Source organism: Lacrimispora sp. 210928-DFI.3.58 (assembly GCF_020554865.1).
GTDB lineage: Bacteria > Bacillota > Clostridia > Lachnospirales > Lachnospiraceae > Enterocloster.
The window spans coordinates 100113-119643 of sequence record NZ_JAJCIC010000011.1 but is presented as its reverse complement, the minus strand read 5'-3'; the positions used below and the strand labels follow the sequence as shown (position 1 = coordinate 119643).

The window sequence follows — 19531 nt, the reverse complement described above, 5'->3', positions numbered from 1 at the left end:
TGGCAATATGGTTTCCATTTTTTTCGGCCTGTTCCCGTAGGCACTGGCCAATGGTTCTATTCATAAGTTCCATAGATTTCTCCACATATAAAATCCGCTGTCCGCCGGCATATCTCCCGCAGACAGCGGATGTCATGAAAGCAAACCTGCATGCGCCCGGCTGGCGGACGCGCCACCGTACCGCGAAAGACTGGCGGGCGCACTTGGCATACCTGAATACATGCCGCCTGTCGGCGGCGGGACTTTCATAGTAATGAGCTACATACGCGGTTTCTCTGCAGAAATCAGGAATACCAAGCGTTCTTCAGCTACCTGCTCATCATTTTGGTTATATACATACACATGGAAGGTTACAATGCCCCTTTCAGGAGTTTTGCTGGGACGCTTCTCCACAGGAATGAATTTGCAGTAGATGGTATCCTCAAAGCGCACAGGCTCCTGATAGCTGATCTTCATATCCAGAAGGGCGACTGTAGTCCCCTCAAACATCAGAGTCTGGGCCATCAGCCCGGTACTGACAATAAAAGTCACATTGCCGTAGGCGATACGCGAGCCGTAGATCGTGCTCCTGCCGTAGACATCGTTGGTATGGGTGGCACTCCAATCGCCGGAGAGACCGGCAAAGTTCACGATATCCGCCTCGGTGATCGTCCGTGCTCCGGTGATATATTCCTGTCCCAGCTCCCATTCATCGTAGGTCTTGCCGGGAAATACATAATCTTTCATGCCCATAAATCCTCCTCCTTACTCCATATGCTCGCGGTCAGTTGCCATCAAAATGACCCAGGTTCCATCCATGACCATCTCATCACGCTGGTTAAATACAGAAATGCGGTAGGTGATGATCCCGCGTCCCGGCTTCCTTGACAGGCGCTTGGCAGTGGGAGTCATGGTGAGGTAGATCGTATCGCCTACATAGACAGGCTTCAGAAAGCTCATCTGCTGGTCTAAAAGACCTATGTAGCTGCCATCCACCCAAAGGGTCTGACAGTCAAGGCCGTTGGCGATAATAAAGGTCAGGCCTCCTGGTACGACAGGTCCTCCATAGACCGTTTTATCTGCATACAATGCATTCGTGTATAAGGGGCTGTAATCGCCTGATAAGGAGCAGTATCTTGTGACATCAGACTCGCAGATGGTGCGGGCCGGAGTCATATATGCCTTATTTAATTCCCATTCATCATAAAGCATTCCTTTAAATTCATAGTGAAGAACACTCATAATAACTCACCTCTTTATACGTTTGTTGGCTGCCGGAGCGGAAAGCTGTTTTTACCGGCTTTTTTATTTTAGAGAATCACTCCGTTTTCTCTCATTGTTTGGAGCTGTTCATCTGTATATCCAATGGACTTTAATACTTCGTCCGTATGCTGTCCCTGTGTAGGAGGCATCATGCGGATCGTTCCCGGAGTTTTGCTCATTTTTACAGGGATACCCTTGTCTTTGTATTTTGTTCCGCGATATTCCATGTCAACGACCATTTCACGGTGCAGCACCTGCGGGTCCTCCATAACCTCGCTGCATTTGAGGATAGGAGAATAGAGCTGGCCATATTCGCCAAAGATTTTCTCAATCTCAGCGCGTGTATACTGGGAGGCCCAGTCCTGTATGATATCATGGATTTCCTCTACATGTTCCCAGCGCTTGTCCGGGGTATTGTACTTTTCCTCCTGGCCCAGGTCAGGGCGTCCGATAGCCTTTGTAAACATGCTCCAGTCTGAAGGGGTAGAGTTGCCCAGCTGGCAGTAACCATCCTTTGCCTTAAAGGTATCATAGGGATAGTCAGACAGATCCCGGTTGCCAATGCGTTCAGGCTCAACACCCATTGCAGAGACCTGAGCAAAGCCGTGTTGGATCAGGCCAATGAGGGAATCGACCATGGCTACATCAATGTACTGGCCTTCCCCTGTGCGTTCGTGGTGAAACAGGGCGTACATGATTCCCTGAACTAAGAACATGCCGGCAACGCTGTCGCCAAAAGCCACACCGGAGCCGGTGGGAAGGCTATTTGGCCAGCCTGTCAGATACATGAGGCCGCTCTGGGCTTCTGCCAGATTGGAATAAGCTCCCTTTTTGGCATAGGGACCCGTCTGTCCATAGCCGGAAAGGGAGGCCATGATAATGTCAGGCTTTACAGCCTTCATGGACTCATAGTCAATACCCAGCTTGGCAGCAACACCGGGACGGAAGTTCTCAACCACTACATCTGCTGTTTTTACCAGCTGAAAAAGGGCCTTTTTTCCTTCCTCACTCTTTAAGTTCAGAGTAATGCTGCGTTTGTTGCGGTTGGCGTACATGTAGCCCAGACTTTCGCCATTTACAAAAGGATTCCAGGTGCGGGAACCATCGCCTTTTCCAGTATTTTCTACTTTTATCACATCAGCTCCAAAATCTGCCAGCTGCATTGTGGCAATTGGGGCAGAGTAAGCGTTGCTCAGATCAACAATGCGGATTCCTTCTAATACGTTCATGTTCATGCTCCTTTTTATTTTCTCTTCTTTTCCCACCATTTTGTCTCCCCGGCAGGCTCAAAGGGGATATCCTCCAGCTTCTCCACCTGTAAGCCGCGGTTGACATCCTTTGGTGTAACACCGGTAGCGGAAGCGCGCATTACCAGGATAGGCGGGTCAATAATGCGGGCGGCATTTGTCTTTCCTCCGTCTATCAGTTCACCGACCTTGTATACAGCGCCCTCCAAGTCGGCAGAGGTATTGCCATAGCGGCTGAACCAGGTTTTGACCTCAATATAATCTCCCATGTAGACAGGTACGAACTGTTCAATATGGTGCCATGCAGCCAACAGGCCCTCATCGCCGCTCCAGGCGATCTGGAGTTCTGTTCCGGCATCACTGATCAGGCCGATAAGCCTTGCACCATCCACTAAATTACCGCCATAGTGGGCATCATGTGTGCCCATTCTCATTCTGATCGTTCCGATTTTGTTGTTTGTCATATTGATACCTTCCTTTCAAAATAAATTTTGCAAATAGAAAATGATGAGTTTAGAGGCGCTTCTTTAGCTCCTCATCCAGGTCAATGCCATTGGCCCTCAGACGTACCTTGCGGAGATGATAGAACAGCAGACCCACAGGGAGAAGGACAATGGAAACTCCGGTCATAAACGGATCCTCCTTTATTTGCAGGAACATAAAGAAAAGACCGGAGATAATGGCAAGGGAGGGCCATAGATAGAACCAGAACCCCTTCAGCTTATATTCACTGGCTTCGTAGCGTTCGGGGAATGCAGATTTGATCCTCAGGGAGGAGAAGGCGACCAGGAACGCTATAAACAGGAGATAGAAGCTGCTGATATTTACATACTGCATCACTGTCACGGAGAACAGCACCATGAGGATACCCATTACGGCAAGGCACAGATAGGAAACATAGGGTGCGCCGTTTTTATTTGTTTTCGCAATAACAGGCGGGAGGACGGAAGTCTCGCCGAGCATGAACAGAAGCCTTGCCATAGCGGCAATAATGGAATTCAGTGTGGTCCAGCAGGCTGCTACGGAGGCTAAGGCCACAAAATAGGAAAACCATTTCGGGAAAATCGTCTCTGCGGCAGTTACAGCCGGTGTGGCTACAGCCAGCTCATGTGTCGGCAATAGTGCAACCAATCCTACGCACATGCCGATGTACATAACGACTACGATTCCAAAGCTGATAAATACGGTCAGAGGAATATTCCTTCCAGGATTCTTAATTTCGCCGGAGAGCTCGATGATGCAGTTGACACCTGCAAATGCATAGTAGGTAGAGATGGCTCCCAGTACGACAGGCATAACGCCAGTGGGGAACATGGGACTGAAATGGGACCAGTCTGCGTGAGTGACGCCTCCGCCTGAAAAGATGATGACAACGGTGATGAGAAGGATCACGCAGCCATTTTGGATGGAGGTGGATACATTCGTTCCTAAAAGGTTAATACATACTGTAAATAGAATGATGGCAACGGCCACTAAAGTTACATGACTGCCAATAGCCGGAACAAAAATGGCAAGATAAGTTGCGGCCGTCCTTGACATGATGGGGAATAAAAAGCTGTTGCTCAGCAGAAAGCCCCATACATACAGGAAACCCCAGGCACCGTTTACAGCTCCGGTACATAACATATAGTTGGCTCCGGAGACTGGCAGGATAGCTCCTACCTGTGCAAAGATAAAGCAGTTAAAGAACATCAGAACAGCACCGATTCCATAAGAAAGCCAGGCAGCAGGCCCAACAGAAACAGCCAGCTCACCAGGTACAACGAAGACAGATGCTCCTACAATACAACCAGTCATCATGCAGACAGCTGCAAAGAGACTGATATTGCGTTTCAGTTCGGTATGGTTTGTATTGCTCATAATTGGTTGCCCCCTTATATTTGGATTGAGGATCTGCGCGCGTGTATCCTTGCCCTATTAAAAAGCAATTTTGGTGCCAAATTGTTAAAAAAAGCTCAAACATACCGATTTACAAGAAATTTGTCATTGATCGGGGAAAAGGGTACTCAAAGAATTTCAAAGAGAAATGTAAATAAAAATTTACACAAAGCAGAGGGAAAATGGCTTAAAAAAGGAAAAAAAGAGAGACTGTAAACTATTTTCTACAGTGTATCAGATGGTTTACAGTCTTTTATAGGACGTTAGATATGAAATTCACGTATTTTCCGGTGAAGCATCTGCCGGGAGATGCCTAAGGCCTGAGCAGCCTGTGTTTTGTTGCCGCCGCAGGCTGAAAGCGTGTTTGTGATGATCTCTTTTTCGACAGCCCTCATCATCTGTGTCAGGTTCTTTTCGCCAGTGGCGGCCAGAGGAGGCTGTTCCGATGGGAGCACTGAAGAGCGGCTGCCAGGATCCATGTCTATCCAGTAGAAATTGGAGAGGGAGAGCGTCTTTTTCCAGACAGTTGCCATAGAACGCTCGATCCAGTTTTGCAGCTGACGGATATTGCCGGGCCATGCCTGCTGCTTTAGCAGCTTATAGATCCTGGGATCAATGGTATCCACATGTTTATCCATCTCTTTATTGCAGTTTTCCACAAAGAGATGTACCAGCTCCGGAATATCCTCCAGGCGTTCTCTTAGGGGAGGAACCTTGATGTGGAGCACATTCAGGCGGTAATACAGATCCTCCCGGAAGGTGCCCTCGGCCACCATCTCCTCCAAAGGCCTGTTGGAGATGGCAATGACCCGCACATTAATGGGAATTGTTTTTCCTCCTCCTACTCTGGTTACTACACGTTCCTGGAGCACACGAAGAAGCTTTGCCTGGGCTGACAGGTTTAAGGAATTGATCTCATCAAGCAGGATGGTTCCTCCATTTGCCTGTTCAAAGAGGCCTGCCTTGCCTCCCTTTCTGGCTCCGGTGAAGGCGCCATCTTCGTAGCCAAACAGCTCAGATTCCATGAGCTCATGGGGGATCGCCGCACAGTTAAGCTTGATGTAGGGCTTTCCCCTCCTCTTGCTGGCATGGTAAACCTGGTTTGCAACCACCTCCTTGCCGGAACCTGTTTCTCCCTCGATCAAAAGAGTCGCATTTGTCTGGGAGACCTGCATGATCTCGTGCTTCAACCTGGTGACCACAGGGCTGTTTCCCACAAAGTGGGAGTACATGTCCCTGGGTTTTCCAAGATGAAAATACTGGTATTCATCCTCCAGCTCATTGAGCTTAAGAAAGAGTGAACGATATCTTTGGAGCCAGTCGCGCCCATCGTAGATCATGTATCCCAAAGTAGAGCCATCATCAGCAGTCAAGGGAGCGCGGATGAAAACCGCCGGCCTTGTCTCGCTTTTGATCCGCTCTGCCAGAGGAATATAGGGACTGGCAAAATCGCGCAGTTCTAAAAGCGGAGGCACGTAATTTTCTGAGACCGATAAAAGCTCATCAAAGGAAGTGCCTTCCAGCTCTTCAGGATGCTTCCCAAACTCTGCCGCATATTTTGCATTTATAAACACAATACGGTTTTCTGTGTTGAGCACCATTTTTTCACTGTAGTTTTCCAGCTCCGCCCGGTACAGCGCTTCCTTCTCAGACTGCGCCAGCTTTTCAAACCAATCCTTTTGATTCATGAAACTCCCCCCCTGTTTTACTGTGTCTATGGGTCTTTCTTAATATTACTTTTAGCATAAAGAGAAGATATTTGCAAGAAGGGATATTTCATGAAAATCACAGAAAAGTGACCGCTATATAAAGACAACTGGCATTAATAATATTTCATAAACTGGCTATTTTAATAATGCCAATAAGCTGTATAATGACACCATATCTACCAAAACTATTTCGCAGAAAGGACGATGAATCATGAAAGAAAACAGATATGAGCTTAATAAACAGCTGGCGCAGATGTTAAAGGGAGGCGTTATCATGGATGTGACAACGCCGGAGCAGGCGAGGATCGCAGAGGCGGCAGGGGCCTGCGCGGTGATGGCGTTAGAGAGGATCCCGGCGGATATCAGGGCGGCCGGAGGCGTGTCCAGAATGAGCGATCCGAAGATGATACGGGGGATCCAGGAGGCTGTTTCCATCCCTGTTATGGCAAAGTGCAGGATCGGACACTTTGTGGAGGCGCAGATCCTGGAGGCGATCGAGATCGATTATATTGATGAGAGTGAGGTGCTGTCGCCTGCAGATGATGTGTACCACATTGACAAAACCCAATTTAAGGTTCCCTTTGTGTGCGGCGCCAGGGATCTGGGAGAGGCCTTAAGAAGGATATCCGAGGGAGCCTCCATGATCCGTACAAAGGGAGAGCCGGGCACAGGAGATGTGGTACAGGCTGTCCGCCATATGCGGGCAATGAACGCAGAGATTCGCCGGGTACAGAACCTGAGGGGGGATGAGCTTTATGAGGCAGCAAAGCAGCTTCAGGTGCCAACGGAACTTTTGCGGTATGTCCACGACAATGGCCGTCTTCCGGTGGTGAACTTTGCAGCAGGCGGGGTAGCCACTCCGGCAGATGCAGCTCTTATGATGCAGTTAGGGGCAGAGGGCGTGTTCGTTGGTTCCGGTATCTTCAAGTCCGGGGATCCTGCAAAGCGGGCGGCAGCGATCGTGCAGGCAGTGACAAATTATACGGATGCAAAGCTGATCGCAGAACTTTCTACCGATCTAGGCGAGGCCATGGTAGGGATCAATGAGCAGGAGATCGCCCTTCTTATGGCTGAGAGAGGAAAATAAGGCTGCGGCCTGCCTGGCATTAAGCGCTGAACGGCTGTATAAGAGATGAGGGAGGACTGTGCCAGGCAGCTTCCGGCAGTCTGAAAAGGAGAGTATGGATATGACAATTGCAGTATTGGCCCTTCAGGGCGCATTTGCAGAGCACGGACAGATGCTTGATAAGCTGGGAGCAGATCACTTTGAGATCAGGCAGAAAAGGGATATTGAGAAGCATTTTGACGCATTGATCCTGCCGGGAGGCGAGAGCACGGTGATGGGAAAGCTTCTGAAGGATCTGGATATATTTGACACTCTGAAAAGGCGGATAGAGGAGGGGATGCCTGTGTTCGGCACCTGTGCCGGACTGATCCTCCTGGCAAAGGAGGTTGAGGGGGGCACCACCCATCTGGGCACCATGGATATCCGCGTAAAGCGGAATGCATACGGAAGGCAGCTGGGAAGCTTTTATACAGAGGAAGAGTTTGAGGGGATCGGCAGGGTCCCTATGACCTTCATACGGGCTCCCTATATCGAAGAGACCTTCGGCAGGGCCCATGTGCTGGCCAGGGCAGCGGGAAAGATCGTAGCGGCCCGCCAGGGGGGCCATCTGGTAACAGCCTTTCATCCCGAACTGTCAGAGGATACCAGGATCCACGAATATTTTCTGGAAATGTGCAAAGCCCTTTGACGTACACAATAGAAACGTGCATAAAAAGGCATCCGCTGTGGATAACCGTCGGTATTTGGACGGAAACAGTGGATGCCTTTTGCCGGCAGTGAACCAGATAGATGTATGCGTTAATCTGCCATGAGGTCCTGGGACTGTCTGAGATGTCAGATCAGCCGTCAGGAAGGTACCAGACAGAGGTGAGGAGCCGATTAGGCATACCGGTATGTCTTTCTTTCTCTCACAAAAAACAGAACGGTTACCACCAGGGCCAGGAGCTCAGCACCGGCTGCTGCCAGCCAGATCCCATCAAGTCCCATAAAGACGGGCAGCACGAAAACCGCCGCGATCTGGAATACCAGCGTCCTTAAAAAGGAGATAGCCGCAGACACAAAGCCATTGTTCAAAGCGGTAAAGAAGGCAGAGCCAAAGATGTTGAAGCCGCTGAACAAAAAGGAGAAGGAGAACAGCTGAAAGCCATGGCAGGTAAGCTCTAAAAGGCCTGCATCATAGCCTACAAACACCTTGGAAAGCGGCAGGGACAGAATCATTGCCGCAGCTGTCAGAAAGATACCGGCAATGGCGGTAATGACAAGGCTTTTGCAAAACAGGCCTTTCAGTTCCCCTGGGTTTCCGGCGCCGTAATGATAGCTCACAATGGGAGCGCTTCCCACGGCATAGCCCAGGAAGATGGCAATAAATATGAAATTGACATACATAATAACGCCGTAGGCTGCAACACCGTCCTCACCGATGATCCGGATCAGCTGGATGTTGTACAGGATATTTACCAGGGACAGGGAAACATTTGTCATGAGCTCTGAGGAACCGTTCGTGCAGGCCTTGGCCAGGATGGAAAGGTCCGGCTTGGCAGAGGTCAGCCGAAGGAGGCTGCCATTGGGCCTTCCAAAGTAGAAAAGGGGAACCAGGCCGCCAACCAGCTGGCTGACAGCCGTCGCAACAGCAGCCCCGGCCAGTCCAAAGGGAAATACCGCAACCAGAAGGAAATCCAGCAGCATGTTGGTACATCCGGCAGCCACAGTGATCTTCAGGCCCAGATGGGGCTTTTCAGCGGCAACGAAAAAGCTCTGAAATACATTCTGGAGCATAAAGGCAGGCAGGGCAGGAAGAATGAACCTTCCATACAGCACGCAGTCGTCCACAGTAGCCCCCTCTGCGCCGATCGCCTTTGCAATTGGGCGCAGGCTGACAAAGCCTGCCAGAGCCAGGACGATGCCGCCGGCAATGGCCACATACACCAGCATGGAAAAATACTGATTGGCCTTTTCGGGCTTTCCTTCTCCAAGGGTCTTTGACACAATGGCACTGCCTCCGGTGCCCAGCATAAAGCCCAGAGCGCCCAGGATCATCAAGAAGGGGTAGATCAGGTTTACAGCTGCAAAAGGCGTTTTGCCCACAAAATTAGATACAAACAGTCCGTCCACTACCACGTAGATGGATGTAAAGATCATCATGACAATGGACGGAAACACAAAGCGCAGCAATTTGTGATAGGTAAAATGCTCAGATAATTGAATGTTCACGTAGATACCTCCTCATCAGCCGCTTTCAATCGTCTGGGTTGTAAATTTTTTACATTTTCACGGAGCAGGACAAGATATTTCCTGTTCAGCTCAATGAACAGCCTGTTCTCCTCCGGCGTCATAGATTCCAGGATGCGGTTCTCCATTTCCACCACCGGGATAATCGTTTCAGCTGTCAGCTTCTTCCCTTTTTCTGTCAGAAAAATGTGCATATCCCGCCCCTTTCCGGGCTTCAGAAAAAGATAATCTTCCCGTATCAGCTTCCGTATGGAGGAGCTGATGGTCTGCTTGCTGATGCTGTTGGAAGTGCAGATGTCCTTTTGCAGGCAGCCGTCCCCCATTTCATAGACAGTGTAGAGGATAGAAAATGCGCTGTCGGATAATCCGATCTTTAAAGCAATCTCGTGATATAGGGAATCACATTCCCTGTATATGCGGTTAAATTCCTTCAGATCCTGGTTGTGATGAAATTCCATAGGGCGTCCTCCTGTTCAGAAAAGTCTGATTTCGTACTCAAAGGAGTATAGTATAATTCTGTATGTAAGTCAAGTGTAACAGCTCAGACGGCTGCCGGGAGGGCGGCTGGCGCTCCGGTTTCGGACATAAGAAGCACTAAGGCACCTGATTTTTCCTAAAAGCCAGAGCAGCATCAACGCAACTCGCTGCGCTCAAACAATCATTGATGCTGCTCTGAACGGAAAAACCAGCTGACTAAGTGCTTCTAATGTCCTGCAAAGTCGCTCCAGCTGCCCTCCCGGCAGTCGTCTGAGTTGTTGCTTATTGAAAAAAATATATGTGCAAAACAGTTGACATTTTAAGAAACAGGAATATAATATAAACATATGAACAATTATTCATATGAATAAACAATAAAAAGAATGGGGGCAGGCCTATGGCAATGAATGATGTGGAGTGCTGCGATTTTTACCAGGTGCACGAGGACGTGGTAAGGGCGGTGAATGCAAAGATGCCGGACGAGGACCAGCTGTATGATCTGGCTGAGATCTTCAAGGTATTTGGAGACTCGACCAGGATAAAAATATTGTATGTGCTGTCGGAATCCGAGATGTGCGTATGCGATATTGCCCAGCTTCTCAATATGAACCAGTCTGCCATTTCCCACCAGCTGCGCATCTTAAAGCAGAACAGGCTGGTAAAGAGCCGCAGGGACGGCAAGGCAGTGTTCTATTCCCTGGCTGACGGACATGTGAAGACCATCATGGATCAGGGCATGGAGCATGTACAGGAGTGATGCCCTTGCCGTGTATAAGGAAGTAAAGCAGAGTTCGCATTTCCCGTCCGCTTTCAGGAAGCGAAGGGCGGGTGTAAGAAAACAATATCATAATCAAACGGAGGACATGGAAATGAAAAAGAAATTCAAATTAACAGACCTGGATTGCGCAAATTGTGCAGCAAAGATGGAGGACGCCATCAAGAAGATCGACGGCGTTGCGGATGCCAATGTAAGCTTTATGACCCAGAAGATGACAATTGAAGCAGATGACGCCCGGTTTGACGAGATCATGAAAGAGGTTGTTGCAGTGTGCAAAAAGGTAGAGCCGGACTGCATCATCAACATGTAAGATCGAGGAAACGTCTATGACAAAGAAGCAGAGATCAATGCTGATACGCATTATCGTATCCTTTGTACTTTATATTCCGCTGGGGGTGGCAGCTCATATGGGGAAGCTGCCGCCCCAGCTTTCAGGCATCGGCCTTCTGGCCCTTTATCTGATCCCCTATATATTGATCGGCTGGGATATTGTATATAAGGCTTTGCGCAATATCCGGAACGGTCAGGTGTTTGATGAAAATTTCCTTATGACAGTGGCTACCTTTGGTGCCTTTGGCGTAGGTGAGTACTCTGAGGCAGTGGCAGTGATGCTGTTCTATCAGGTGGGTGAGCTGTTCCAGAGCTATGCAGTGAACCGTTCCCGCCAGTCCATCACAGAGCTGATGGATATCTGCCCGGAGTATGCAAATATAGAAGAGGACGGGCAGTTAAAGCAGGTGGACCCCGATGACGTGGAAGTGGGGTCTGTGATCGTAATAAAGACAGGAGAGCGCATCCCTCTGGACGGTGTGGTGATATCCGGAACCTCCATGGTGGATACCTCAGCACTCACAGGCGAATCTGTACCCAGAAGAGTTTCTGTAGGGGACGATGTTATCAGCGGCTGTGTCAATGGAAGCGGCTTTCTCCGGGCCAGGGTGACAAAGGAGTTCGACGATTCCACAGTAGCGAAGATCCTGGAGCTGGTGGAAAATGCCAGCAGCAAAAAAGCCCGTGTGGAGAACTTTATCACCCGTTTTGCAAGATATTATACTCCTGCCGTGGTGATCGGCGCCGTGGTCCTGGCAGTGCTGCCTCCTCTTTTTACAGGCCAGACCTGGTCAGAGGGCGTGCAGAAGGCCTGCACCTTCCTGGTAATATCCTGTCCCTGCGCCCTGGTGATCTCCGTGCCCATGAGCTTCTTCTCAGGGATCGGAGCTGCCTCAAAGCGCGGTGTGCTGGTAAAGGGGAGCAACTACCTGGAAACCTTATCAGAGATGCATACGATCGTATTTGACAAGACAGGGACCCTGACAAAGGGCGACTTTAAGGTGACAGAGATCCATCCTGCAGGGGGAAGGACAGAGACCGCCCTTAAGGGGCAGGAAGAGTTTCCCAGGGCCCAGGTATGGGCCGCCGCGGGGATTGACCAGGCAGCGGAGGAGCAGAGAGACCTGCTTTCTCTGGCAGCATTGGCAGAAAGCTACTCCGACCATCCCATCTCACGCTCGATCCGGGAGGCCTGGGGCAGGGAGCTGGATATGAGCCGCGTTGCAGATGCAAAGGAGATATCCGGCCATGGGATCCAGGCATCCATTGACGGCCACACAGTCCTGGCAGGCAACAGCAAGCTGATGGAGCAGATGCATGTGGCATATGAGGCCTGTGCCTCTGTGGGCACGGTGGTGTATCTTGCGGAGGACGGCATATTTAAGGGCTGGATCGTGATATCAGACGAGGTAAAGGAGCGCGCAGGGGAAGCCATCAGGAGTCTGAAAAAGCTGGGAGTTTCCAGGACAGTTATGCTCACAGGAGACAAAAAAGAGGTGGGCGAGGACGTGGCCTCAAAGCTGGGATTGGATGAGGTCTATGCGGAGCTGCTTCCCGGCGATAAGGTGTCAAAGGTCGAGGCGCTGCTTGGGGAGCTGGAAGGAAAGGAAAAGCTCGCTTTTGTAGGTGACGGGATCAATGACGCCCCTGTGCTTTCAAGGGCAGATGTGGGCATTGCCATGGGTAGCATGGGCTCCGATGCAGCGATCGAGGCGGCAGATATTGTGCTCATGGATGATGATCCGGCGAAGATCGCCGATGTGGTACGCATTTCCAGAAAGACCATGTCCATTGTAAAGCAGAATATCCTGTTTGCTCTGGGAGTCAAGGCAGCCGTGCTTCTCTTAGGAGCCTTCGGCGCAGCCAATATGTGGGAGGCTGTATTTGCAGATGTGGGCGTATCTGTCATTGCCATCTTAAACGCAATGCGGGCCCTGTCCCTGTAGCAGCTTGAAAATAAGAAACTGCCGGATCTGGATGACGCACTCCCTGGTATCCTCCAGGGATCATCCCTTCCGGCAGTTTTTCGTATCACGTTAAGAGAAGAAATTACAGCAAAATGTCTTCCAAACTTCTCTTTGGGACATAATGTACCTGGTTCTCATCCCGGTAGTAGGCAGTGTTCCCCTCTTTGCCTAAAGGAACAAGGTGAACCTCCTCCTTGGGCTTGCCCAGAGCCAGCACAAGGCTGACGGAAAATTCCTCCGGAGACAGCCCCAGAAGCGTAAGGATATCACTGCGCCTGCAGCTGCCGATCATGCATCCGCCATAGCCCTTTTCCGTAGCTGAAAGCATGATAGTCTGGGAGGCAATGCCTTCGTCCCACTGCTTGTTTTTTGCGATCCTTAAGTCGCACAGGACCACGATATAAGCGCTGGGCCTCTCGCCCTCCTCAGGACCGTCCCAGTCCTTTAATGCTCCTGCCCAGGTCAGATTAGGGAACATGGAGGCGCACTCCTCTTTGGTGTGAAGAATCTTGAATTTTAGGGGCTGGCAGTTGGCAGTGCAGCCGGTAAGCCTGGCTGTGTCTATCATATCAACGAGCTCCTCATAGGGGATCGGTGTATCCTCATAAAAACGCCGGTAAGAACGGCAGCCTGTTACAAGTTCTTTTAACATAGAAATCTCCTTTCGGCTGGATCGCAATAAGGCAGAGCATTATATTTGATCTGCATTTTCTGCCAGCTCATTCCCTTTTGTGATATGCTCTTTAATGGCCTGGAAGCTCTTTGCACTTAAGACATGCTCTATACGGCACGCGTCCTCTGCAGCTGTCTTCGGATCCACTCCCAGGTATACCAGCCAGCTGGAAAGCATGGTGTGGCGCTCATACATGACATCTGCGATGGCCTGACCGGAAGCAGTCAAGGTGATATGCCCCTGGTCGTTTACCAGGATATAGCCGTTCTCCCTTAAGTTCTTCATGGCAACGCTGACACTGGGCTTTGAAAAGCTCAGCTCATTGGCAATGTCAATCGAGCGTACATAGGGGTGCTGAAGACTCAGCATATAGATGGTTTCCAGATAATTTTCAGCAGATTCTTGTATTTTCAAAGCGTTCACTCCCTCACATTGAATTTTGCTAGCTACTGTCTGCAGCTTCTATCCCGCGAAGCGCGTTGCTGCAGTACACTTAAGTTTAACATAGAAAAAATGGATTGACAAGAGGAGCGGAGGGTGATAATCTAAGAAAGGAACAAGAAGTTAGAAAAAACTAACCGACTGTATCGTGCAGCAGGAAAGGATGATGATAGATGAATCTGGGAACTCTGATTGTACTCTTGATCTTACTTGCCATTGTGGCCTTTGTTGTGCGTGTTATGATACGCGATAAGAAGTCCGGAAAAGGCTGCGGAGGCTGTGCAGGCGGCTGCTCCGGCTGTTCTGGCTGCGGCAGTGCCTCCATGTACCATACCGCCCCTCACGAGGAGCAGAAGAAGAGCTGAGAACGAAAAGGCGGCTGCCCCAGCTGAACATGTCAGTTGGAGCAGCCGCACTATTTTCTGATCAATCTGCCTTGATCTCCTTCCACATCTCATTATAAACGGTATTGAGCTCATCTCCCGGATACTGGAGGATCTCGCAGTTTGGAAGGGCTGTGACATCCGGGAACAGGGCCTTGTTGTTCTGGATATCTTCATCCAGCAGGTCAAAAGCGCCCTTGTTCGGTGTGGCGTAGGTAATGTATTCAAAGTTTTTCTTCGCAATGTCAGGACGGCACATGAAGTCGATCCATTTTTCCGCATTTTCCTTGTGCTCTGCATTGGCCGGGATCACCCAGCAGTCGATCCAGTAATAGGTGCCCTCCTCAGGGATCACATATTCCAGATCAAAGTCCAGGCCCTGCTCTTTTACGGCATCCTGGATATAGAGCATTTCACCGGAGTAGATCAGGCTCACGGCAGCTTCGCCGCCGATCATCTTATCCCTTACCTGGTCAATGACATAGGCCTGTACCAGGGGCTTCTGCTCGATCAGGACATCGCGGGCCTTTGCCAGTTCTTCCTCACTGGTAGTATTTAAGGAATAGCCCAGCATCTTTAAGGCACAGGTAAAGGCGCTGCGCAGGCTGTTCTGCATCAGGATCTCATCCTTTAAGCGCTCGTCCCACAGATCAGACCATTTGGTGGGAGCGGGAACACCCAGCTCTTCAAGGCGCTTGGTGTTATAAAGAATGCCCATGGTGCCCCAGCAGTAGGGGACGGCATATTTATTTCCGGGGTCAAAGCCGCTGGCGATATCCAGATACTCCTGCCCGATCTCTTTGATATTGGGAACATTCTCATAATTGATCTCAGCCAGCAGGTTGTCCTGGATCATGCGCTGGATCATGTAGTCGGAAGGGCATACCACATCGTATTTTACACCGCCTGCCTCCACGATGGGGTACATCTCCTCATTTGTCTCAAACATGTCGTAGACCACTTCGATGCCGGTCTCCTCCTCGAACAGAGGGATCACGTCCTCGTCAATGTATTCTCCCCAGTTATACACATAAAGCTTGTTGTCCTCACCGGATCTGCCCTCTGAGGCATTGGAAGAGGCATTGCTTCCTGAACCGCAGCCGGCCAGCAGGCATGCGCAGGCTGCGGCAGCTGTAAAGGTGATAATAAGTCGCTTTCTCATGATGTCCGGTCCTCCCTTTTGCATTCTAAGCAGCTATTCTGACTTGATCTCTTTCCACATATTGTTATAAATGGCATCTGCTTCATCACCTGGATACTGGATGATCTCGCAGCTAGTCAGGCCGGAAATATCCGGGAACAGGGCCTTGTTGTTCTTTAAATCATCGTCAAGCAGCTCAAATGCGCCTATATTTGGCGTTGCATAAGTAATATATTCAAAGTTCCTCTTTGCAATGTCAGGACGGCACATGAAGTCGATCCATTTTTCTGCATTTTCCTTATGCTCTGCGTTGGCAGGGATCACCCAGGAGTCGATCCAGTAGTTGGTGCCCTCCTCAGGGATCACATATTCCAGGCTGAAGTCAGCCCCCTGCTCTGCGACGGCCTCCTGGATATAGAGCATTTCGCCGGAATAAATAACGCCTACAGCGGCCTCGCCGCCGATCATTTTATCCCTTACCTGGTCAATGACATAGGCCTGTACCAGGGGCTTCTGTGCGATCAGCATATCGCGGGCCTCGGCCAGCTCTGCTTCATTGGTGGTATTTAAGGAGTAGCCCAGCATTTTTAAGGCCACGGTGAAAGCATCCCTTACGCTGTTCTGCATCAGGATCTCGCCGCTTAAGCGCTCATCCCACAGGTCAGCCCATTTGGCAGGAGCGGGTACGCCCAGCTCCTCGATGCGCTTGGTGTTGTAAAGGATCCCCATGGTGCCCCAGCAGTAGGGAACGGAATACTTGTTTTCGGGATCAAAGCCCTTGGAGATATCCAGATATTCCTGGCCGATCTCCTCTATGTTGGGAACATTATCAAAGTTGATCTCAGCCAGCATGTTATTTTCGATCATGCGCTGGATCATATAGTCGGAAGGGCATACCACATCGTATTTAACTGCCCCGGCATCGATGACAGGGTACATTTCCTCGTTTGTCTCAAAGAGGTCGTACACCACCTGGATTCCGGTCTCCTCCTCAAACATGGAGATCACATCCTCATCAATGTACTCGCCCCAGTTGTAAACATAGAGCTTGTTATCCTCCTTGTTTCCTGACTCCGAAGAGCCGGAACCGCCGCAGCCGGAGATGGAAACAGCGGTCAGGGTGACAGCGGCTGCTGCCAGGGTAATCACTATTTTCTTCTTCATAATCCTCATAATCCTTTCCTTCAATATAGAATGCCTTTAACGGTTCAGTATCCTAATGCTCCGCTCTTTTTGAGCCGCGGAAATTTACAAATATGAGCAGTACCAGCACCACCAGGAAAATGATGGTGGACAGGGAATACATGCTGGGACGGATGCCCCGGCGTACCTCGCTGTATATCAGGGTAGACAGGGTATTGATGCCTGCACCCTTTGTAAAGTGGGTGATGATAAAATCATCCAAGGACATGGTAAAGGCCAGCAGGAAGCCGGACAGAACGCCGGGCATAATGTCCGGGAACACCACTTTGAAAAATGCCACCAGAGGGGAAGCTCCCAGATCCAGGGCTGCCTCATAGGTGTATTTGTCCGTCTGCTTCAGCTTTGGCATGACGCTTAAGATCACATAAGGGATATTAAAGGTAATATGTGATATCAGCACGGTCCGAAAGCCCAGGGAAATACCGAAGGCGATAAAGGCCAGCATCAGGGAAATACCCGTGACGATATCCGCGTTCAGCATAGGGATATTTGTAATTCCCAGGACGATCGTCTGAGGCAGGGGCCTCATATGCTGGATGGCAATGGCAGCGGCAGTGCCGATGATGGTCGCCACAAGGGCTGACACAAAGGCAATGATCAGTGTGGTGGACAGGGCGCTCATAATGGCCCTGCTGTCAAACATCTGCGCATACCAGTCTAAGGTAAAGCCGCCCCACTGGGTCCTGGATTTGGAGCGGTTAAAGGAAAGCACCATCATTGTCAGGATGGGGGCATACAGAAATACCAGTATCAGCACCATATAAAAGTCTGCCAGGATCTTGCGGAAAACTCTTGAACTCTTTGTCATCAGAATGCCGTCCCCTCTCCGTTTTTATCGTATTTGGCGATCATCGCCATGCTGAGCAGGATGAATACCATCAGCACCAGGGAAAGGCCGCTGCCCAGATTGCGGTTATTGCCCCTTGTAAATTCCTGCTCAATGACATTTCCGATCAGCAGGATCTTGCTTCCTCCCAGTAAGTCAGAGATGACAAAGGTGGTGAGGGAGGGCACGAACACCATGGTAATGCCGCTGATGATGCCGGGAATGCTTAGTGGGAACCACACCTTCACAAAGCGCTGAAAGCTGTTGGCCCCCAGATCCTTTGCGGCATTGATGATATTGTCATCGATCTTTGCAAGGACGTTGTAAACAGGAAGGACCATAAAGGGCAGGAAGTTATACACCATGCCCAGGACAATGGCTGCCGGAGTGTTGATCAGGGAGTGAGTGGGCAGGTGGAGTGCAGAGAGGATGCCGTTGATCACGCCGTTCTTCTCAAGCAGGGTCTGCCATGCCAGTGTCCTTAAGAGAAAATTCATCCACATGGGAAGGATGAATATAAATACGATAAAGCCGCTTGCCGTGGAACCCTTGTCCCTTAAGATCATAGCCAGGGGATAGGCCAGTATCAGACAGACCGCGGTGCTTATCAGGGACAGGCCCAGGGAAAGCCAGAGTGCCTTTGCATGATCAGAGGCAGCGATGGCCAGGACATTTTCCAGGGTGAAGGCACCTGTTTTGTCCGTAAGGCCGTACCAGAGGATCAGACATAAGGGGATCAGGGTAAAGCCTGCCATCCACACCAGATAGGGGCCGCAGAGCAAAGCTCTTCCCAGGGAAGCTTTTTTGTTCTCGTTATTCATTGACTCCCAATGCCTCCTCGTCCTCAGAAGCAGGCTTATTCATGATCTGGATGTCAAAGGGATCCACATGGATGCCAACCTGCTGGCCAACGGGGAACATATCGGTGGAATGCACCAGCCACTCAAAGCCGTCAGGAGTCGTTACCTCCATTTCGTAGTGGACGCCCTTGAAGATCAGGTGGGTGACAACGCCGGTGAGCGTGCCCTTATCAGGCTCTAGCAGGTCGATATCCTCAGGACGTATCACCACATCTACGGGCTTGTTGGTTCCGAAGCCCTTGTCCACACAGGGGAATTTGGCTCCGAAGATCTCCACCAGCTCATCACGGAGCATGATGCCCGGCACAATGTTGCTCTCGCCGATAAAGTCAGCGACAAACGCATTTTCAGGCTCATTGTAGATCTGTTCAGGGGAGCCCATCTGCTGGATATAGCCCTGGTTCATGACCACGATGGTATCTGACATGGTCAGGGCCTCCTCCTGGTCATGGGTCACGTAGATGAAGGTGATGCCCAGCTCATTCTTTAGGCGGATCAGCTCATACTGCATGTCCTGGCGCAGCTTCAGATCCAGAGCGCCCAGGGGTTCGTCAAGGAGCAGGACCCGCGGTTCGTTCACAATGGCCCTTGCAATGGCGATACGCTGCTGCTGGCCGCCGGATAAGGAGTCTACGGTACGTTTTTCATACCCGGATAAGTTTACCAGCTTTAAGGCGTATTTGATCTTATCGTCAATATAGGCCTTTGGCTTATTCTTGATCTTAAGGCCGAAGGCAATGTTCTCCGCAATGTTCATGTGGGGGAACAGGGCGTATTTCTGGAATACGGTGTTTAGCTGGCGCTTGTTGGGGGGCACCTTCGTAATGTCCTGGCCGTCAAAAATGACCTTTCCTGAATCAGGCATGGTAAAGCCTCCCAGAATGCGAAGGGTGGTGGTTTTGCCGCAGCCGCTGGGGCCCAGCAGGGTGACAAAGCTGTTTTCCTTAATGGAAAGATTCAGATCATCCAGTACAAGCTCGCCGTCAAAGCTTTTTGAAATGTGCTGCAGATCAATAAAAGGCTGGCTCATGACATTTGTTCTCCTTTGGTAAAAAATTTCGGGGCTGCGTCAGGCTGCCTG

The 19531-nt window shown here is 50.3% G+C and carries 22 protein-coding genes; 7 read left to right on the top strand and 15 right to left on the bottom strand.

Going from position 1 to position 19531, the window contains the following annotated elements:
* Nucleotides 1-258: 258 nt before the first annotated feature.
* From LIZ87_RS09275 to LIZ87_RS09255, 5 genes are all read right to left on the bottom strand, one after another.
* Nucleotides 259-732 (bottom strand): MaoC/PaaZ C-terminal domain-containing protein, encoded by a 474-nt coding sequence (locus LIZ87_RS09275; protein WP_178317257.1) that lies wholly within the window; start codon nucleotides 730-732, stop codon nucleotides 259-261.
* A gap of 12 nt (nucleotides 733-744) precedes the next feature.
* Nucleotides 745-1221, bottom strand: a complete 477-nt coding sequence (locus LIZ87_RS09270; RefSeq protein ID WP_178317256.1) for a MaoC/PaaZ C-terminal domain-containing protein — start codon at nucleotides 1219-1221, stop codon at nucleotides 745-747.
* A gap of 68 nt (nucleotides 1222-1289) precedes the next feature.
* Nucleotides 1290-2471, bottom strand: coding sequence for a CaiB/BaiF CoA transferase family protein (locus LIZ87_RS09265; RefSeq protein ID WP_178317255.1), 1182 nt, complete (start codon nucleotides 2469-2471; stop codon nucleotides 1290-1292).
* 14 nt (nucleotides 2472-2485) lie between these two features.
* Entirely contained in the window at nucleotides 2486-2953 is a 468-nt protein-coding gene (locus LIZ87_RS09260; protein ID WP_178317254.1) for a 3-aminobutyryl-CoA ammonia lyase, read from the bottom strand.
* Between the two features lie 49 nt (nucleotides 2954-3002).
* Complete coding sequence (locus LIZ87_RS09255; protein WP_178317253.1) at nucleotides 3003-4349, bottom strand: APC family permease; 1347 nt, start codon at nucleotides 4347-4349, stop codon at nucleotides 3003-3005.
* Between LIZ87_RS09255 and LIZ87_RS09250 the strand changes: the two genes are divergently transcribed.
* A complete protein-coding gene (locus LIZ87_RS09250) occupies nucleotides 4332-4583 on the top strand; it encodes a hypothetical protein (RefSeq protein ID WP_227146541.1) in 252 nt (83 codons plus the stop codon). The two genes, LIZ87_RS09255 and LIZ87_RS09250, sit on opposite strands and share 18 nt — an antisense overlap.
* Nucleotides 4584-4630: 47 nt before the next feature.
* Here LIZ87_RS09250 and LIZ87_RS09245 read toward each other — a convergent pair whose 3' ends face one another.
* Nucleotides 4631-6055, bottom strand: a complete 1425-nt coding sequence (locus tag LIZ87_RS09245; RefSeq protein ID WP_178317252.1) for a sigma-54 interaction domain-containing protein — start codon at nucleotides 6053-6055, stop codon at nucleotides 4631-4633.
* Nucleotides 6056-6287: 232 nt separating this feature from the next.
* Between LIZ87_RS09245 and pdxS the strand changes: the two genes are divergently transcribed.
* The gene (gene pdxS / locus LIZ87_RS09240) at nucleotides 6288-7163 is read left to right on the top strand and encodes a pyridoxal 5'-phosphate synthase lyase subunit PdxS (protein ID WP_227146539.1); all 876 of its coding nucleotides are present in this window, start codon (nucleotides 6288-6290) and stop codon (nucleotides 7161-7163) included.
* Between the two features lie 100 nt (nucleotides 7164-7263).
* Nucleotides 7264-7830 (top strand): pyridoxal 5'-phosphate synthase glutaminase subunit PdxT, encoded by a 567-nt coding sequence (gene pdxT / locus LIZ87_RS09235; RefSeq protein WP_178315722.1) that lies wholly within the window; start codon nucleotides 7264-7266, stop codon nucleotides 7828-7830.
* A 191-nt stretch (nucleotides 7831-8021) separates the two neighbouring features.
* Here pdxT and LIZ87_RS09230 read toward each other — a convergent pair whose 3' ends face one another.
* On the bottom strand, nucleotides 8022-9353 hold the full coding sequence (locus LIZ87_RS09230) for an MATE family efflux transporter (RefSeq protein ID WP_227146537.1): 1332 nt from the start codon (nucleotides 9351-9353) through the stop codon (nucleotides 8022-8024).
* Nucleotides 9350-9829 (bottom strand): MarR family winged helix-turn-helix transcriptional regulator, encoded by a 480-nt coding sequence (locus tag LIZ87_RS09225; protein WP_178313128.1) that lies wholly within the window; start codon nucleotides 9827-9829, stop codon nucleotides 9350-9352. The genes LIZ87_RS09230 and LIZ87_RS09225 overlap by 4 nt, the downstream gene beginning before the upstream one ends.
* A gap of 416 nt (nucleotides 9830-10245) precedes the next feature.
* Between LIZ87_RS09225 and LIZ87_RS09220 the strand changes: the two genes are divergently transcribed.
* From LIZ87_RS09220 to LIZ87_RS09210, 3 genes are all read left to right on the top strand, one after another.
* Nucleotides 10246-10605: an ArsR/SmtB family transcription factor gene (locus LIZ87_RS09220; protein WP_178313994.1), complete on the top strand. Its 360-nt coding sequence runs from the start codon at nucleotides 10246-10248 to the stop codon at nucleotides 10603-10605.
* A 112-nt stretch (nucleotides 10606-10717) separates the two neighbouring features.
* On the top strand, nucleotides 10718-10936 hold the full coding sequence (locus tag LIZ87_RS09215; RefSeq protein WP_178313996.1) for a cation transporter: 219 nt from the start codon (nucleotides 10718-10720) through the stop codon (nucleotides 10934-10936).
* Nucleotides 10937-10952: 16 nt separating this feature from the next.
* Entirely contained in the window at nucleotides 10953-12902 is a 1950-nt protein-coding gene (locus LIZ87_RS09210; RefSeq protein ID WP_227146535.1) for a heavy metal translocating P-type ATPase, read from the top strand.
* 103 nt (nucleotides 12903-13005) lie between these two features.
* Here LIZ87_RS09210 and LIZ87_RS09205 read toward each other — a convergent pair whose 3' ends face one another.
* Together LIZ87_RS09205 and LIZ87_RS09200 are read right to left on the bottom strand one after the other, a co-directional pair.
* Nucleotides 13006-13575: a nitroreductase family protein gene (locus tag LIZ87_RS09205; RefSeq protein WP_178314000.1), complete on the bottom strand. Its 570-nt coding sequence runs from the start codon at nucleotides 13573-13575 to the stop codon at nucleotides 13006-13008.
* A gap of 39 nt (nucleotides 13576-13614) precedes the next feature.
* Nucleotides 13615-14010, bottom strand: coding sequence for a metal-dependent transcriptional regulator (locus LIZ87_RS09200; protein ID WP_178314002.1), 396 nt, complete (start codon nucleotides 14008-14010; stop codon nucleotides 13615-13617).
* 200 nt (nucleotides 14011-14210) lie between these two features.
* Here LIZ87_RS09200 and LIZ87_RS09195 point away from each other — a divergent pair, with 200 nt between their 5' ends.
* Nucleotides 14211-14402, top strand: a complete 192-nt coding sequence (locus tag LIZ87_RS09195) for a FeoB-associated Cys-rich membrane protein (protein WP_178314004.1) — start codon at nucleotides 14211-14213, stop codon at nucleotides 14400-14402.
* Between the two features lie 61 nt (nucleotides 14403-14463).
* Here LIZ87_RS09195 and LIZ87_RS09190 read toward each other — a convergent pair whose 3' ends face one another.
* The 5 genes from LIZ87_RS09190 to potA are packed head-to-tail and all read right to left on the bottom strand — an operon-like array spanning nucleotide 14464 to nucleotide 19480.
* Nucleotides 14464-15582, bottom strand: coding sequence for an ABC transporter substrate-binding protein (locus LIZ87_RS09190; protein ID WP_178314006.1), 1119 nt, complete (start codon nucleotides 15580-15582; stop codon nucleotides 14464-14466).
* 33 nt (nucleotides 15583-15615) lie between these two features.
* Nucleotides 15616-16725, bottom strand: a complete 1110-nt coding sequence (locus LIZ87_RS09185) for an ABC transporter substrate-binding protein (RefSeq protein ID WP_227146533.1) — start codon at nucleotides 16723-16725, stop codon at nucleotides 15616-15618.
* A 52-nt stretch (nucleotides 16726-16777) separates the two neighbouring features.
* On the bottom strand, nucleotides 16778-17572 hold the full coding sequence (locus LIZ87_RS09180; protein WP_178315200.1) for an ABC transporter permease: 795 nt from the start codon (nucleotides 17570-17572) through the stop codon (nucleotides 16778-16780).
* Nucleotides 17572-18411 (bottom strand): ABC transporter permease, encoded by an 840-nt coding sequence (locus tag LIZ87_RS09175; protein WP_178315202.1) that lies wholly within the window; start codon nucleotides 18409-18411, stop codon nucleotides 17572-17574. Before LIZ87_RS09175 ends, LIZ87_RS09180 begins: the two co-directional genes overlap by 1 nt.
* Nucleotides 18404-19480 (bottom strand): spermidine/putrescine ABC transporter ATP-binding protein, encoded by a 1077-nt coding sequence (gene potA / locus LIZ87_RS09170; RefSeq protein WP_178315205.1) that lies wholly within the window; start codon nucleotides 19478-19480, stop codon nucleotides 18404-18406. Before potA ends, LIZ87_RS09175 begins: the two co-directional genes overlap by 8 nt.
* Nucleotides 19481-19531 lie beyond the last annotated feature (51 nt).